Origin of the sequence: Chitinophaga rhizosphaerae (assembly GCF_003958645.1) — a bacterium.
Lineage (GTDB): Bacteria > Bacteroidota > Bacteroidia > Chitinophagales > Chitinophagaceae > Chitinophaga > Chitinophaga rhizosphaerae.
In genome coordinates, this window is sequence record NZ_RXLO01000008.1 from 64,588 (window position 1) to 79,485 (window position 14,898).

Here is a 14,898-nt window from a genome sequence, read left to right on the forward strand (position 1 = left end):
GTATTACGCGGCGTTTATTGATGAATGTGAATTGGTTACATTTTCTTCCCGGTGTTCACGTTGGAGAAATTCATCCCCAGGTTGTACATGGTGAACGACCAGATGTCGGTAGCCTCGTCGATGAGCTTGGACGTGGGTTTCCCCGCGCCGTGGCCCGCCTGTTTCTCGATACGGATCAGCACCGGGTTGGGCCCGCGATGGGCTGCCTGCAGCGCGGCCGCAAACTTGAAGGAGTGCGCCGGTACCACACGGTCGTCATGGTCGGCCGTGGTCACCATCGTAGCCGGATACGCCGTTCCCGCTTTCAGGTTGTGGAGCGGGGAGTATTTCAGGAGGTAGGGGAACTGGTCCGCCTTTTCGCTGGTACCATATTCGGTTACCCAGGCCCAGCCGATGGTAAATTTCTGGAAACGGAGCATGTCCATCACGCCCACGGCGGGAAGCGCTACCTTGAACAGGTCCGGACGTTGCGTCATGGCCGCGCCAACGAGCAGGCCACCGTTAGAACCGCCACGGATAGCGATCTTCGACGGGTTGGTATATTTTTCCTTCACGAGGAATTCTGCCGCGCCGATGAAATCGTCGAACACGTTCTGTTTCTTTTCCATCATACCGGCTTTGTGCCATGCCTCCCCGTATTCGCTGCCGCCGCGGAGGTTCACCACTGCGTAAATGCCGCCCTGTTCCATGAAGAAGAGGTTGGATACGGAGAACGCGGGCGTCATCGGGATGTTGAACCCGCCGTAGCCGTAGAGCAGCACGGGATTTTGCCCGTTCATTTTCAGGCCTTTGCGGTAAGAGAGGAACACGGGCACCTTGGTACCGTCTTTACTGCTGAAAAACACCTGTTTGGTTTCGTATTCGTCCTGGTTGAACTTCACTTCCGACTTACGGTACAGGTCGGATTTGCCGGATTTGATATCATATTTATAGATGGTCGGCGGCGCAACGAAAGAGGAGAAGGAGTAGAAGAACTGGCCGTCTTCCTTCTTCCCGCCGAATCCGCCGGCCGTGCCGATGCCCGGCAGTTTGATCTCGCGGTCTTTCTTGCCGGAGGGGTCGTACTGTACGATGCGGGTAGACGCGTCTTTCAGGTAGCTGGCGAACAGTTTGCCGCCGGCGGTGCCCACGCCCTGGAGCACTTCGGGTTGCTCGGGGATGATCAGCTTCCAGTTTTCCTTGCCGGGGTTCTTCGGGTCTACGAGCACCAGTTTGTAATTGGGCGCATCGTGGTTGGTGAGCAGCAGCAGTTTGTCGCCCACATTATCGATCACGCTGGGCTCATATTCGAACCCTTTTACCAGGAGCTTGAAATCGGTCTGCGAAGCGTCTTGCAGATCGCGGTACCAGACTTCGTTGCCGCTCGTGCCTTCGGAGGTGCTGAGGATGAGGAAACGCTCGTCTTCCGTAAGCCCTACGCCCGCGTTGCGGAGCGGATGTGCTTTATCGACGTACACCAGTTGGTCCTGGTCTTGCGTGGTGCCTACTTTATGGAAGTATACTTTATGGAATTCGTTCTTTTTTGACAGTTTGCTTTGCTCGTCGGGCGCGTCGTAGCGGCTGTAATAGAAGCCGTCGCCTTTCCAGGACAGGCCGGAAAACTTGATCCAGTCGAGTTTGTCGGACAGCAGTTGTTTGCTGGCCACGTCCATCACGAACGCTTCCTGCCAGTCAGACCCCGCTTTGGCGATGAGGTAGGCGGCGTATTTGCCGTCTTTCGAGAAAGAGAGGGCGCCGAGGGCGGCGGTGCCTTTGTCAGACAGTTTATTGGGGTCGATGAACACTTCGGGCGTGCCGTTCAGGCCTTCCTGGCGATAGAGCACGGCCTGGTTCTGGAGGCCGTCGTTCTTATAGAAATAATAATACTTGCCTTCGTGGAAGGGGGCGCCGAAGCGGGGATAATTCCAGAGGGCTTCGAGGCGCTGTTTGACCTGGCCGCGGAAGGGGATGGAGGCGAGGTAGTCCTGGGTGACGGAATTCTCCGCGTCTACCCATGCCTTGGTATCGTCTGCATGATCGTCTTCCAGCCAGCGATACGGGTCGGCGATAATGGTACCGTGGTAATTGTCTGTCGTGTCTACTTTGCGGGTTTCGGGATATTTGAGCGGTTGGTGCTGCGCCAGGGCGGTCCCTGCTCCCATCAACATCATCATACTCATGGCAACATGCTTATGGTTTAAATTTGTCATACGTATATTTTTATAAAATTCCTTCGTGTTTGTTTGATGGAAATTAAAAATTTAGTTATTTCATCGAATATCTGATAGGAAACTATTAAAAAATGTTAATTTCGTGCGCCCTTTATCGGGACCCACGTCTGGCAAAATACTATGAAATAACCATTACGCATGTGCCAGTGGTGTAAAAATTTGGATGGGTGATTGGAAAAACGATTTAGTAGGCGTAAAAAAAATTTATCAGGCGGCACGAGAATAGCAATTCGGGTGGCCAGGACAATATAGAAGATCACACATGAAAAAAGTGAACAACATCGCAGTTCTTACTTCCGGGGGCGACGCTCCGGGGATGAACGCAGCCATCCGGGCCGTAGTAAGGACGGGCATCTATCATCATTTGAATGTCTACGGGGTGATGTATGGCTACAAAGGGATGTTGACCGGGGAGATTTTTCCCATGGAAGGCAAATCTGTCGCCAATATCATCCAGCGCGGGGGCACCGTGCTGAAAACCGCGCGTTGCATGGAATTCTATCAGCCCGAAGGCCGCAAAAAAGCTTACGAGAACCTGAAGAAATTCGGGATCGACGGGCTGGTGGTGATCGGGGGCGACGGATCCTTCAAAGGCGCCCAGAAATTCAGCCAGGAGTTCGACATCCCCTGCATCGGTCTTCCCGGAACGATCGATAAGGACATCGCCGGTACCGATTTCACGATCGGGTTCGACACGGCGGTGAATACGGCCGTGGAAGCGATCGACAAGATCCGCGACACCGCCGATGCGCACGATCGCCTTTTCATCATCGAAGTGATGGGCCGCGACGCCGGGTACATCGCCCTTCACAGCGGCATCGCCACGGGTGCGGAGCACATCCTCATCCCCGAGCATAAAACCAATATCGACGACGTGATCGACAGCCTCACGGCCAACGAGCGCCGCTCCAAAATGGTGAACCTCATCGTGGTAGCCGAGGGCGACGAATTCGGCGGGGCAGACGAAGTGGCCCGTCACGTCAAGGAAAGAATGCCACAGCTGGACACGCGCGTGACCGTTCTCGGGCACATCCAGCGCGGGGGCTCCCCCACCTGCCTCGACCGCCTGGTGGCCAGCCGCATGGGCTACGCAGCGGTAGACGCCCTCATGAACGGCATCACCAACGTCATGGTCGGCATCGTCAACAACGAAATTCAATTCACCCCGCTCGATAAAGCCGTAAAAGCAAAACAGCAGATCGATCCGGAATGGTTAAAGATTGTCAAAATTCTCGCGAGTTAAATAAACGTCTATGAGTACAAAAGATCTGTCCAAATACTATCACAAGGAAATGGACAACCAGGCAGGTGCTTCGCATGCCAAACAAAAAACGAAGATTGTTGCGACCGTTGGTCCGGCCAGCGACACCTATGAGAAGTTGTTGGAACTTGTACAGGCAGGCGTCAATGTGTTCCGTCTGAACTTTTCCCACGGCAGCCACGAAGACAAACTGCGGATCATCAACTACATCCGCCAGATCAATAAAACCGAACCCTACAACGTTGCCATCCTCGCCGACCTGCAAGGTCCGAAACTGCGCGTTGGAGAGATCGAAAACAACGCCCTTCCCCTCAAAACGGGCGATATCCTCACCTTCACCACCGAAAAATGCGTGGGCACCATGGAAAGGATTTATGTTTCCTACCATGACCTCCCCCGCGACGTTCGCCCCGGCCAGAAAATCCTCCTGGACGACGGCAAGATCGAAACCGTGGTGAAAGAAATCACGCCCGACAACCTCATCAAAGCCGAAGTGCTGCTCGGCGGCATATTGTCCTCCAAAAAAGGCTTCAACCTTCCCGATACGAAAGTTTCCCTCCCCGCCCTCACCGATAAAGACGAAGTGGACCTCCAGTTCATCATCGACCATGAGTGCGATTGGGTGGCACTGTCTTTCGTACGCAACGTGAAAGACCTCGCCCTGCTGCGCAAGCGCCTGGCCGAGCGTAATTCCAAGATCAAGATCATTTCCAAGATCGAGAAACCGGAAGCGATCCAGAACCTGAAAGAAATTATCTGGGAAAGCGACGGCGTGATGATCGCCCGTGGCGACCTCGGTGTGGAATTGCCCGTTGAGCAGGTGCCCATGATCCAGAAAGACATTATCCGCAAGTGCATCCACCGTGCAAAACCGGTGATCGTGGCTACGCAGATGATGGAATCCATGATCGACCGCACCCGTCCCAACCGTTCCGAGATCACCGACGTGGCCAATGCCGTACTGGAAGGGGCAGACGCCGTGATGCTCTCCGGCGAGACCGCTACCGGCAACTATCCTACGCTCGTGATCGAGACGATGCGCAAGATCATCGGCGAGGTGGAAAAAGAAGCGATTATCTACAACCGCAACCTCATCCCTCACCGCCACTCCCCCACCTTCCTCAGCGACGCGCTGTGCTACAATGCCTGCAAAATCGCGGAAGACCTGGAGGCAGACGCGCTGATCGGCATGACGCAATCCGGCTACACCGGCTTCATGCTGTCTAGCTACCGCCCGAAATCCCCCCTGTTCGTCTTCACCAAAGAGCGCACGCTGGTAAACCAGCTGAGCCTCAGCTGGGGCGTTCGCGCATTCTATTATGGCGAAGAGGAAAGCCTGGACGATATCATCACCGACCAGATCAACATCCTGAAAGAGCGTGGATTCATCAAGGCAAACGATGTGGTGGTGAACACCGGCAGCACGCCCGTTAAGCAGCACCTGCCCACCAACATCCTCAAGATCACGAGAGTGCCCGAGCAGTAACCGGACACTTCACATAAAGAAAAATCCCGTTCCATACCGGAACGGGATTTTTTAATGCATTTTATTTTCTGCGGATCAGGCCCGCTGCAGCGAGGATTCCCGGTTATAGGTCAGCATATATACTAGGATGCCGATGCCGGTGAGCGCCAGGCCGGCGATACAGACACCCGTCCATTTCCCGATGCCCCACACCCAGAGCCCGATGCCGGAGCCGAGGGACGTGCCGAGGAAAGACGCCGTCATGAAAACGGTGTTCATGCGGTTGCGGGCTTCCGGCAACAGCGCGTAGATACGGGTTTGATTGGAGACGTGCACGCCCTGGAGCCCCAGGTCGAGCAGCACGATCCCCGCTACGATGCCCGCAATCGAATTGCTGAAAACCCAGCATACGATATAGGAAATAAATACCAGCGAAATACCGTAACCAATGGCGATGCGCGGGTTCTTCCGGTCGGCCACCCGCCCGATCAGCGGCGCTCCCAGCGCACCCGTGGCGGCTGCCAGGCCGAGGAGGCCGATCACGTCGCTCCCGTAATTGAACGGCGGGTTGCTCAGCAGAAACACCGACGTGGTCCAGAAAAGCCCGAAAACCCCGAAACAGCACGCGTTGATCACGGATGCTTCGCGTAATAAAGGCTGCTCTTTCATGAGCTGCCACACGCTTTTCATCAGCGCGCCATAAGTGCCCGTAAAGGCCGGACGGCTTTTCGGGAAAGAGCTCATCATCACCACCATCATCCCTACAGACAATGCCGCCGCGATCCAGAACATGGCGCGCCATCCGAGATGCTGCCCCACGAACCCGCTGATCGTCCGCGACAATAATATCCCGATCAGCAACCCGCTCATGATCACCCCGATCACTTTCCCCCGCTTCTGCGGCTCGGCCAGCGATGCGGCCATGGGGAGGATCAGTTGGGGCACGATGGAGGTGAAACCGATGATGAAACCCGTTATTTTCAGCATGGTGATGTTCATCGAAAGCGCCGCGGCGCCGAGGGCAGCAACGGCACAACCCGTCATGGCGAGGATCTGGCTGCGGCGCTCGAGCTTGTCGCCCAAAGGCACGCAGAACAGCAGGCCGAGGGCATAGCCCATCTGGGTGAAGAAAGTGACCTGCCCGGCGTTGGACTCGGTGACGTTGAATTCCCGCGCGATGAGGACCAGCAGGGGTTGTGCGTAGTAAATGTTCGCAACGATCAGGCCGGTGCAGATGGCCATGACCGTAATATTCCATTTGCTCAAAGACATGTTCCGTACGTTCAGGGCGCAAAGGTACGGCATTCGCACAAAACCGGCCGCCGGGCAAAAATTCTTATCTTTAAAGTATGAGTTTCGAGAGCAAATACCCCTACAACGGAGAAACCATCGCGAGCTATCCGGCGCATACGCCCGAACAACTGCAAGACAAACTGAAGGCCGGCCATCGTGCTTTCCAGGCGTTGCGGCAGGCCGGTGTGGCGAAGCGGGCGGAATGGATGCGGAAGGTGGCGGAATTACTGAACGAACAAGCCGACCGGCACGCTGAGCTCATCACCCGTGAAATGGGGAAAACACTCAAAGAAGCAAAGGCCGAAGTGTTGAAATGCGCATCCACGGCCGAATATTACGCGGGTAACATCGAAAATATGCTGGAGCCGAGGATCATAGCGTCCAATGCGCGCAAGAGCTACGTGGCTTTTGAGCCGAAAGGGATCATCCTCGCCATCATGCCCTGGAATTTCCCGTACTGGCAGGTGTTCCGGTTTGCCATTCCCAACCTGCTGGCGGGCAATGCCGCCGTGCTGAAACATGCCAGCAACGTAAGCGGCTGCAGCCTGGCGATTGCCGGGGTGTTCCTGGAAGCGGGGTTCCCGGAAGGCGCGTTCCAGTCGTTACTGGTAGCTTCCAAAGATATCGGGCCCATCATCGCCGATCCCCGCGTACAGGGCGTTACGCTGACGGGCAGCACGCCCGCGGGCATGAGCGTGGCCTCCCTGGCCGGGAAACACCTCAAGAAAACCGTGCTCGAGCTCGGCGGCAGCGATCCGTTCATCGTCCTCAATGACGCCGACCTCAACACCGCCGCCACCACCGCCGTGAAAGCCCGCATGCAGAACGCCGGCCAATCGTGCATCGCCGCCAAACGCTGGATCGTCGATAAAAGCATCGCGGAAGATTTCACACAGCAAGTACAAAGTCTTATCACCTCCCTGCGCCAGGGCGACCCCTTCCTCCCCGAAACCGACCTCGGCCCCATGGCCCGCCCCGACCTCGCCAAAGCGCTCAACGGCCAATTGCAAAGCACCCTCTGGCAGGGCGCGGAATTACTCGCAGGCGGCGAGCAACATAATGCCAATTTCGCGGCCACGCTCCTTTCCGGCGTAAAACCGGGTATGACGGCCTTCGACGAAGAAACCTTCGGTCCGCTGGCGGTGGTGATCACCGCTAACGACGAGCAGGATGCCATCCGCCTCGCCAATAATACCCCCTTCGGCCTGGGTGCCTCCATTTGGACGAAAGACCTCGAAAAAGCGGCCCGCCTCGCTCCGCTCATCGAAAGCGGGAACGTGTTCGTCAATGCCATGGTGCGGTCAGACGCGCGGCTGCCTTTCGGCGGTATCAAGCATTCCGGCTACGGGCGCGAGCTTTCCATCGAAGGGGTGCATGAGTTCCTCAATATCAAGACGGTTTATATCCAATGATCCGTCAACAGGACTGACTTTTCGACTTCCCACATTCGTAGTATTTCGTTTAATATTATCTAGTTCCGCTATTAAAGAATAGGGGTACTTCCTATATTTGAACGTCTTAGAGACAGAACCTAACATTATGCATTCGATCGATGTAACGGCACGGGCCAACACATCAATTTTACAGGGCCAATTTCCCCCAGGCCATGCCAACACCGGAAGCCTTGGTTACACGGGCTTTCGCGAAATCAACGGGCACGGATGCCCGGTGGAGTTCTCATGCTGTCAATCTGTTCGGTGAACTAAAACTTGATCCCGCGCGCGAAAGGCCCGCGGAAGAAACACACATTTATTATTTGGACCTGACGATCGAGCTGTGAATAAAAACATGGAAACAGACATGCTGGAACTGACCAGGTTACCGTCCCATTTGAACCTAACTATTGCTGGAAACACGGTAACCTCAAAATTTGACCTCATCATTCCCTGCTGCAATCCGCCGGAAGGCTGGGTAGGGCAAATGACAAAAGATTTCCGGGAACTGCAGGGGCTGATGCCCGGCACGGAAATCAGGCTGATACTGGTGAACGACGGGTCAGTCCGCAACATGCATACCGCGCTGTTGCAGGAACTGGCACTCCGGATTCCCGGCGTCCGCATCATCGACCACCCCGTCAACCGCGGAAAAGGCTACGCATGCCGATTAGGCGTTGCCGTTAGCGACGCGTCGTACATCGTTTGTACCGACTTCGATTTTCCGTTTGGTGTAGAGGCGGTGAAACGGGCTTTCGAACAATTGCTCGAAGGTGCCGACGTGGTAGCCGGCGCGCGCGGAAGCCAGTACGTGGCCATGCTGCCGCCCGCGCGGAAAATGATCACGCGGGTAAACCGGCTCATGAACCGCTGGCTGTTGCAGCTGCCTGTTTCCGACGCGCAGGCCGGCCTGAAAGCTTTCAATAGCCGCGGCAGGATGGAGTTTCTGTCTACCCGCATCGACGGCTTCCTGTACGACAGCGAGTTCGTCAAGCGCGCAGGCCGCAACAAAACGCTGAACATCCGTTCCATTCCCATTTCCTGCCGGCCAGACATTCAGTTCTCCGATTTCCGGAGTACCGTGTTGCTGCGCGAATTCGTTAACTTCATGGGCCTGCTTGTAAAAAGATGAAAAAGATCCTGATCAGTGTAGACGTCGAGGAATTCGATATTCCCGAGGAGTATGGCCAGCGCATCCCGCTGGAAGAGAAGCTGCGCGTGAGTGAAGCCGGTGTGAGAAAAACGCTGGACCTCTTCGCGGAGTGCGGTGTGCGGGGAACTTTTTTCATCACCGCTTTCTGGGCGAAGCATTTCCCCGAACTGGTCCGCGCAATCGCGGAACGCCACGAGATCGCATCGCACGCCTACTATCACGACCGTTTCGAAAACCCCGACCTGCTGGCCTCAAAGCTTGAACTGGAAAGGATTTCGGGCCGGCCGGCAATCGGTTTCCGGATGCCGCGGCTCCAACCTGTAGACCTCGACGCGCTGTATGCCGCCGGTTACCTGTACGACGCCTCGGTGAACCCCACCTGGCTGCCCGGGCGGTACGATAACCGGCATGTTCCCCGGCAGGTGCATGCCCTGGGGCCGATCTGGGAAATGCCGACTTCGGTGACGCCGCGGATGCGCATCCCGGTTTTCTGGCTTAGCGTCAAAAACATGCCGCTGTGGTTCTCGCAAACCTGTGCCGCCAGTATTCTCAAAAAAGAGGATTATTTCAGCTGCTACTTCCACCCCTGGGAGCTGGAAGATATCGGCCGGTACAAACTGCCCGTGTACGTGAAACGCGCACGCGGTCCGCATTTGGTAGAAAAGATGCGCCGGTGGCTGATCTGGCTGGGCACGAAAGGAACTTTCGTTTCTCACACGGATTACCTCCGCGAAACGGGCCTGCTCACGGGCACTACCGTAACTTCCGGCGGAAAGGCATAATCGTTCCAGTACGCTTCGGCCTGTTCGGCCGTCAACTCGCCATCGAACGTAACGATGCGGTAGCGCTGTGTATAGGATTGCCCGGGCACGAGGGGCCAGGGTTTGTTTTTCGTGGGACTGAAGTTCGCGAATACCTGTCCGCCCTGGTCGTTTTCCGGCCAAACACGGAGGGGTTGCGGGGAATTGAAGTTCTGCGGACAGGAGAGCACGAGCAGTCCCCCGTTCCCGGCTTTCAGCGCGCCCTGAACGATGAACCAACGCGCCAGCGAGCCATCTGCCTGCTTGCGGTCTTTCCCTTCAGACGTCAGCACTGTACTGTTCGCAGGATTCCATTCTTCTGCTCCGCGGATAGCAAATCCGCCGCCATAGCGGTATTCGTTGAGCGTGACCGGCGCGGCGGAGGCACATTGGAGGGTGGAATTATAGTCCCACACGAAATGTTCGTCTGCCGTGTTGTAGACTTTTATTTCCAGCAGCTCCGTCATGGCCGTCCGATCGGGGCTTCCGATCACGACGTGGTCCTGCATTTGCCGGAATCCGCCGAATACGTTGCCGGCAGTCAGGGAATTCTGCGGGGAAGACACAGGGCGCACGGTACCGGAGCGTTTTTTCAGGTTCCAGAAATCGACCGTTTGGCCTTCGAATTCAGTGTCTGTCCAGGGGCTCCAGATGCCGAGGTGATGGTAATGATCTTTGGGATGGATGTTGGTGAGCGATTTGCCTTGCGGCGTGAAGGCGGGATGGATGAAGCCTCCGCGGCGGAAAGCCGTATCGGCGCCGGCTGGCGGTTCCATGATGGCGGCGCGGTAATGCAGGACGGGATGCCCGCCACGGGAAATGGTATATCCGCCGTCTTCTTCCTTATATGTGATTTGACGCTTGTTTACAGGCACGTCCACTTTGCTTTTCAGCAACACGAGATCGAAAGTGCGCTCCGCACCCGCAGGCAGATCGTTCCGCAGTTGCCAGGCGATCTGGCCATCTTCCTGCTGAACGTTTTGCTCCACCTTCTTCCCGTTTTCCACGCTCACCAGGCGGTACGCCTTCCCCGGCTCCGCCTCAAACGGCACCTGGATGATCGTCTGGTGACGGTTTACGGCCCCCGCTTTTACGGTGATGCGCGCCACCACTTGCGAAGAAGCCCTGTGGCCGAATAAAAAGGCCATGCAGCATAGGACATAATACGGTTTCGCCATATTACAAATGATTATTATAAGATAAAAATACACATTCCGCCCGACAATCACAATAACTGGAATTAGTGTAAATTCGGAGTGCAATTGAACCCCAAAACCCCTCATCCATGAAAAAGGATAAAATCATCGTTTCCAATCGGAAGGCGCTGGAAAAGAAGTACGGCGCCAAGCTTCCTGCTTTTCTGCAAGACCTGGAAGACCTGAAAGCCGCTGACAAAGCGCGTGGCCTGAGCACCGAGATCGTGTTCGTGGACGACGCCAGGGTCATGAAAACCTACAAGGTCACGGCCGTGAAGAACGAGGCAGACGCACGGCAGAACAAACGGGCCATAGACGGGCTGTACAAACACTTCCAGCCCGATTACATCCTCATTGCCGGCGCGCAGGACGTAATCCCGTTCCAGCCGCTGAAGAATCTCGTCCACAGTCAGGACGACGAAGACGCCATCGTTCCCAGCGATCTGCCGTATGCCTGCGACAAACCCTGGTCAGACGATCCCGGAAAATTCGTGAGCCCCACGCGGGTGGTGGGCCGCCTGCCCGACCTTCCCCGCGGGAAGGACCCTAAATATTTCCATTCGCTCGTCCGCGATGCTATTACCAGTAAGCCCGGCAACCATAAAGATTATCTTAACTACCTGGCCATCAGCGTGTACGAATGGCGCCTGTCTACCGAAGAAAGCGTGCAGAACATCTTCGGCAACACCGAAAAACTGCACCTCTCCCCTACAAAAGGCCCCCGCTGGACACCTACGCAGCTCAAGGCCAAAACGCATTTCATCAACTGCCACGGCGCCCTGGAAGACGGGAATTATTACGGTCAGAAAGGCAGTAATTATCCCATTTCCCATACATCGGGATGGCTGGAGAAAAAAATCGCGAAAGGCACGGTGATGGCGGCTGAATGCTGTTATGGCGCGCAGTTGTACGATCCGGGCCTCACGGATTCCGGTTACCCGAGCATGGCGTCGCAATACCTCCTGCAACACGCCGTTGCGGTGGCGGGCAGCTCTACCATCGCGTACGGGCCAACGGAAGGCCAGGGGCTGGCGGACCTTATCACGCAATATTTCATTATTAACGTACTGCGCGGCGCTTCCACAGGGCGCGCGTTCCTGGAGGCGCGACAGCGTTTCCTCGATGAAATGGGCCCTACGCTCGATCCGTACGAGATCAAAACTTTGTCGCAATTCTATCTTTTGGGCGATCCGTCGCTCGTACCGGTAAACGTTCCTGCTAAAACGTGCGATGTGCGGGAGAACCGGCGGGAAGGTCTGCAGGCCAAAGGCCTCATGCTCGCACAGTTCCTCGCCGTGCCGAAAGCGCTGCCGGTTACTGAAGAGCCCGCCAGCATCAAGGCGCTCGTCAAGGCACATAAATTTCCCGGAAAAGCCACCAAGAAAGTTTTCGTGATGGAAGGCGGCCCTGCTCCCCTGGCCCGCGGACTACACGCCAAGGGGATGGGCGCACCCGTGAAATTTCACGTATATTCGGCTTCGAAGTTTCACGGCAAGTTCAAGGAAACCAATGTGTTGGTGGTAAAAGAAAGGGCCGGACAAATCCTTGGAGAAAGAACATATGTCAGAAGATAAACGTGAAAAACAGCAAAAGGTAAAAGGGAGATTAACGCTCCGGACCTTTGCAAGGAATACCAAAAGCGAAAGCCTGGGCGTGTACCTGGAAACGGCAGACGACTGTTTCCTCATACGCCCGGCTTCCGGCAATCCGTTTGAAAACCCCCTCGCCAAGCTGGCCGGCAAGTACATCGAAGCCACCGGGCGAAGGAGCGCTTATGTCTTTTTCGCGTCCAAATGGCGCGAAATCCCCGATCCGGACTGATGCCTCTCCAACTAATCCTGTTATTTCCGCTGGTGTAATCGCATGCAACCAAAAGGGCAAAACGGGTGTCCTTTATATAAACAAATCTGTCGCCATGATCCGCCATTCTAACTCCTGGTCGACTGTTTGTTTACTTGCAGTGCTTTTTCTGTGCACAGCGCCCCTGCAGGCAAACAGTCAGCAAATCAATCGCCTCATGCAGCAAAAAACCGCTGCATTGCCCGGCACTTATTGTATCTCGTTCAAATCTTCCCTCGGAACGCTTCGCTACATGCTGCATATCGACAGTACGAGCGGGATGTTTTTTTACGGGAAGATGGAAAGTGATCCGCGGTATATCACGAAGCGCCGGGACTTCTGTTACATCAAGGGGATCGTGACGCCTGGAAAGCGGTACGATTTCATCATGAAACCCGATCTGCAAAACGGCTTGCCGTACGAGCTTCCGTGTAGCCCGTACGAGTGGCTGCTGAACAACAAGGTGTATTTCTCGTTCCGTGAAGAGGGGATCATCAGCGGCTACATGGTGGTGCGCAATGAATTCAGTACGCCCAATTTCAGTTTTTCGGGCATGAAACAGGCGTTGCCGCAAGACGGTAATCTTACGAGGAGAGACTAACGGGTGCGGGTAAGCACAGCGCCCGTTCCGTTTCGGTCTGCATAGTAGATGACGCCGTTTTCGATGCGGACGCCGGTAGCGATATCTTCCGCGAGGAGGAGCGGCCCGTCCATGTCCACAAAATCGAGATAAGGGAGAAGGTGCGCAACGGCGGAAGTGCCTACGGTGCTTTCGTTCATGCTGCCGGTCATGACTTTCATGCCGCGTTGTTTGGCTTCGAGGATCATCCTGCGGGCGGGCGTGATGCCACCGCATTTGGTGAGTTTGATATTGATGCCGTGGAAATAGCCATGGCACCGGGCTACGTCTTGCTCCACGATGCAGCTTTCGTCTGCGATCAGGGGCAGGGCGGATTTTTCGAATACTTTCATCATACCGTCCCAATCGGCCGCGGGCATGGGTTGTTCGATAAACTCGACGCCCAGGCTGCGGAAGGCTTCCGCGTTCCGGAGGGTTTCATCCACGCCCCAGGCGCAGTTCGCGTCTACCCTGAAAACGGCACCGGTGTGCCGGCGCAGTTCCCGGATGATGGCGATATCGTCTTTCGTTCCCAGTTTGATTTTATAGATCGGCCAGGGGAATTCCTGCAGCTTGCGGACCATATTTTCCACCGTATCGATGCCGATAGTATAGTCGGTCATGGGGTTGAAGGAAGGGTCGAGATGCCAGACTTCGTACAGTTTCTTGCCGAGTTGCTGGGCGTGAAGATCATGCGCGGCGAGGTCGAGGGCGCAGAGGGCGAACATGTTGTTTTTGAGCCGGGGGAACATTTCGTCCCAGAAATCTTCCGGTGTATCCAGGGTGTAGCTTTCGATGAAGGGGCGATGGGCGTTGAGGGCGTCCATCAACATAGGTACGGTGATGTTGTAATAGGAATTGTCGGCTGTTTCGCCGAGGCCACTGAAGCCATTCTGCGAGAGTTTGGCCACGAGGAGCGGTTGAACGTCTTTGCTTTTCCGGGAGATGGTAAATGTATGCCGGAATTTGAGTTCAAAGGGATATAATGTCAATTCCATAGGATAAATATACGGCGGAAAGTTTCATTTTTTCATCCATTCTGGAAGGGCTTGAAAGGGTGGTTGAAATAATGCGAAAGTGGGAACGGACAAGCGGAAAACCGCTCCCCATTTCTTCGAACCCTGCTTTGGACGGGAGTTTCCGGTACTCAGACCGATAAACAATTGCTGATGACCGATGCTGTTTCGGCGTGTATGAGGCAGGGTTGTAGAAAAAATTCCACTATTCGGTATTCGGAATGTTGGGGCTGATCCCTGGTTGATGTGAAATGGGTCAACGACTGGCAATGCGGTATTATCGTTTTTTTGCGATCAAAAAGCGATTATCATATCCCGCGTTCCAGAGGCAATCGCCTGAAGTTATCTTATGGCCTTCGGGATGGAAATAATCATCGCTTCAGGTACTACTTTACCAATCATTACAATCGCGTTCGCTAAGCAACTCCAGGCTTTGTTGCCAGGGCGATTATTTGCCGATTCAGCGAACCGGTCGCATAGATCCTTCATATTACATCGATTGATTAATGGGAAAGGATGGCTTGCTGGCGATTATGACAGGTAAAAATCCGGATATCCCGCAGTTGTGTAGAGAAGGTCATTATGCTGGCTTCATCGAAGAAGTTCATTTTCC

At 55.2% G+C, this 14,898-nt stretch carries 12 protein-coding genes; 8 read left to right on the top strand and 4 right to left on the bottom strand.

What is annotated here, in order from left to right; all coding sequences use genetic code 11:
• Positions 1-35: 35 nt before the first annotated feature.
• The gene (locus tag EJ361_RS18385; RefSeq protein WP_126247111.1) at positions 36-2,159 is read right to left on the bottom strand and encodes a prolyl oligopeptidase family serine peptidase; all 2,124 of its coding nucleotides are present in this window, start codon (positions 2,157-2,159) and stop codon (positions 36-38) included.
• A 313-nt stretch (positions 2,160-2,472) separates the two neighbouring features.
• Here EJ361_RS18385 and pfkA point away from each other — a divergent pair, with 313 nt between their 5' ends.
• On the top strand, positions 2,473-3,453 hold the full coding sequence (gene pfkA / locus EJ361_RS18390) for a 6-phosphofructokinase (RefSeq protein ID WP_126247112.1): 981 nt from the start codon (positions 2,473-2,475) through the stop codon (positions 3,451-3,453).
• Positions 3,454-3,463: 10 nt separating this feature from the next.
• Positions 3,464-4,957 (top strand): pyruvate kinase, encoded by a 1,494-nt coding sequence (gene pyk, locus EJ361_RS18395; protein ID WP_126247113.1) that lies wholly within the window; start codon positions 3,464-3,466, stop codon positions 4,955-4,957.
• Positions 4,958-5,032: 75 nt separating this feature from the next.
• Here the strand turns inward: pyk and EJ361_RS18400 are convergent, their stop codons facing one another.
• Positions 5,033-6,208 carry an MFS transporter gene (locus tag EJ361_RS18400; RefSeq protein ID WP_126247114.1) on the bottom strand — a complete coding sequence of 392 codons (1,176 nt, stop codon included), beginning with the start codon at positions 6,206-6,208 and terminating at the stop codon, positions 5,033-5,035.
• A 77-nt stretch (positions 6,209-6,285) separates the two neighbouring features.
• Between EJ361_RS18400 and EJ361_RS18405 the strand changes: the two genes are divergently transcribed.
• The 3 genes from EJ361_RS18405 to EJ361_RS18415 all read left to right on the top strand — a co-directional run bounded on the left by EJ361_RS18405 (position 6,286) and on the right by EJ361_RS18415 (position 9,597).
• The gene (locus EJ361_RS18405; RefSeq protein WP_126247115.1) at positions 6,286-7,641 is read left to right on the top strand and encodes an NAD-dependent succinate-semialdehyde dehydrogenase; all 1,356 of its coding nucleotides are present in this window, start codon (positions 6,286-6,288) and stop codon (positions 7,639-7,641) included.
• A gap of 376 nt (positions 7,642-8,017) precedes the next feature.
• A complete protein-coding gene (locus tag EJ361_RS18410) occupies positions 8,018-8,794 on the top strand; it encodes a glycosyltransferase (RefSeq protein WP_126247116.1) in 777 nt (258 codons plus the stop codon).
• Positions 8,791-9,597, top strand: a complete 807-nt coding sequence (locus EJ361_RS18415; protein ID WP_126247117.1) for a polysaccharide deacetylase family protein — start codon at positions 8,791-8,793, stop codon at positions 9,595-9,597. The genes EJ361_RS18410 and EJ361_RS18415 overlap by 4 nt, the downstream gene beginning before the upstream one ends.
• On the opposite strand, the gene EJ361_RS18420 is transcribed toward EJ361_RS18415, so the two are convergent.
• A complete protein-coding gene (locus tag EJ361_RS18420; protein WP_164714314.1) occupies positions 9,537-10,763 on the bottom strand; it encodes a DUF6807 domain-containing protein in 1,227 nt (408 codons plus the stop codon). The genes EJ361_RS18415 and EJ361_RS18420 overlap by 61 nt on opposite strands.
• Positions 10,764-10,900: 137 nt before the next feature.
• Between EJ361_RS18420 and EJ361_RS18425 the strand changes: the two genes are divergently transcribed.
• The 3 genes from EJ361_RS18425 to EJ361_RS18435 all read left to right on the top strand — a co-directional run bounded on the left by EJ361_RS18425 (position 10,901) and on the right by EJ361_RS18435 (position 13,251).
• Positions 10,901-12,385 (top strand): hypothetical protein, encoded by a 1,485-nt coding sequence (locus tag EJ361_RS18425; RefSeq protein WP_126247119.1) that lies wholly within the window; start codon positions 10,901-10,903, stop codon positions 12,383-12,385.
• Positions 12,372-12,632 (top strand): hypothetical protein, encoded by a 261-nt coding sequence (locus EJ361_RS18430; protein ID WP_126247120.1) that lies wholly within the window; start codon positions 12,372-12,374, stop codon positions 12,630-12,632. Before EJ361_RS18425 ends, EJ361_RS18430 begins: the two co-directional genes overlap by 14 nt.
• Before the next feature lie 196 nt (positions 12,633-12,828).
• Positions 12,829-13,251, top strand: coding sequence for a hypothetical protein (locus EJ361_RS18435; protein WP_126247121.1), 423 nt, complete (start codon positions 12,829-12,831; stop codon positions 13,249-13,251).
• Here the strand turns inward: EJ361_RS18435 and EJ361_RS18440 are convergent.
• Positions 13,248-14,267, bottom strand: coding sequence for a dipeptide epimerase (locus EJ361_RS18440; protein ID WP_126247122.1), 1,020 nt, complete (start codon positions 14,265-14,267; stop codon positions 13,248-13,250). The genes EJ361_RS18435 and EJ361_RS18440 overlap by 4 nt on opposite strands.
• Positions 14,268-14,898 lie beyond the last annotated feature (631 nt).

Bases quoted from the DNA above. Each gene is read 5' to 3' on its own strand.
- EJ361_RS18425 (WP_126247119.1), top strand. From the start codon at position 10,901: ATGAAAAAGGATAAAATCATCGTTTCCAATCGGAAGGCGCTGGAAAAG.
- EJ361_RS18415 (WP_126247117.1), top strand. From the start codon at position 8,791: ATGAAAAAGATCCTGATCAGTGTAGACGTCGAGGAATTCGATATTCCC.
- pyk (WP_126247113.1), top strand. From the start codon at position 3,464: ATGAGTACAAAAGATCTGTCCAAATACTATCACAAGGAAATGGACAAC.
- EJ361_RS18405 (WP_126247115.1), top strand. From the start codon at position 6,286: ATGAGTTTCGAGAGCAAATACCCCTACAACGGAGAAACCATCGCGAGC.
- EJ361_RS18400 (WP_126247114.1), bottom strand. From the start codon at position 6,208: ATGTCTTTGAGCAAATGGAATATTACGGTCATGGCCATCTGCACCGGC.
- EJ361_RS18410 (WP_126247116.1), top strand. From the start codon at position 8,018: ATGGAAACAGACATGCTGGAACTGACCAGGTTACCGTCCCATTTGAAC.
- EJ361_RS18430 (WP_126247120.1), top strand. From the start codon at position 12,372: ATGTCAGAAGATAAACGTGAAAAACAGCAAAAGGTAAAAGGGAGATTA.
- pfkA (WP_126247112.1), top strand. From the start codon at position 2,473: ATGAAAAAAGTGAACAACATCGCAGTTCTTACTTCCGGGGGCGACGCT.
- EJ361_RS18385 (WP_126247111.1), bottom strand. From the start codon at position 2,159: ATGAGTATGATGATGTTGATGGGAGCAGGGACCGCCCTGGCGCAGCAC.
- EJ361_RS18435 (WP_126247121.1), top strand. From the start codon at position 12,829: ATGCAGCAAAAAACCGCTGCATTGCCCGGCACTTATTGTATCTCGTTC.
- EJ361_RS18440 (WP_126247122.1), bottom strand. From the start codon at position 14,267: ATGGAATTGACATTATATCCCTTTGAACTCAAATTCCGGCATACATTT.
- EJ361_RS18420 (WP_164714314.1), bottom strand. From the start codon at position 10,763: ATGGCCTTTTTATTCGGCCACAGGGCTTCTTCGCAAGTGGTGGCGCGC.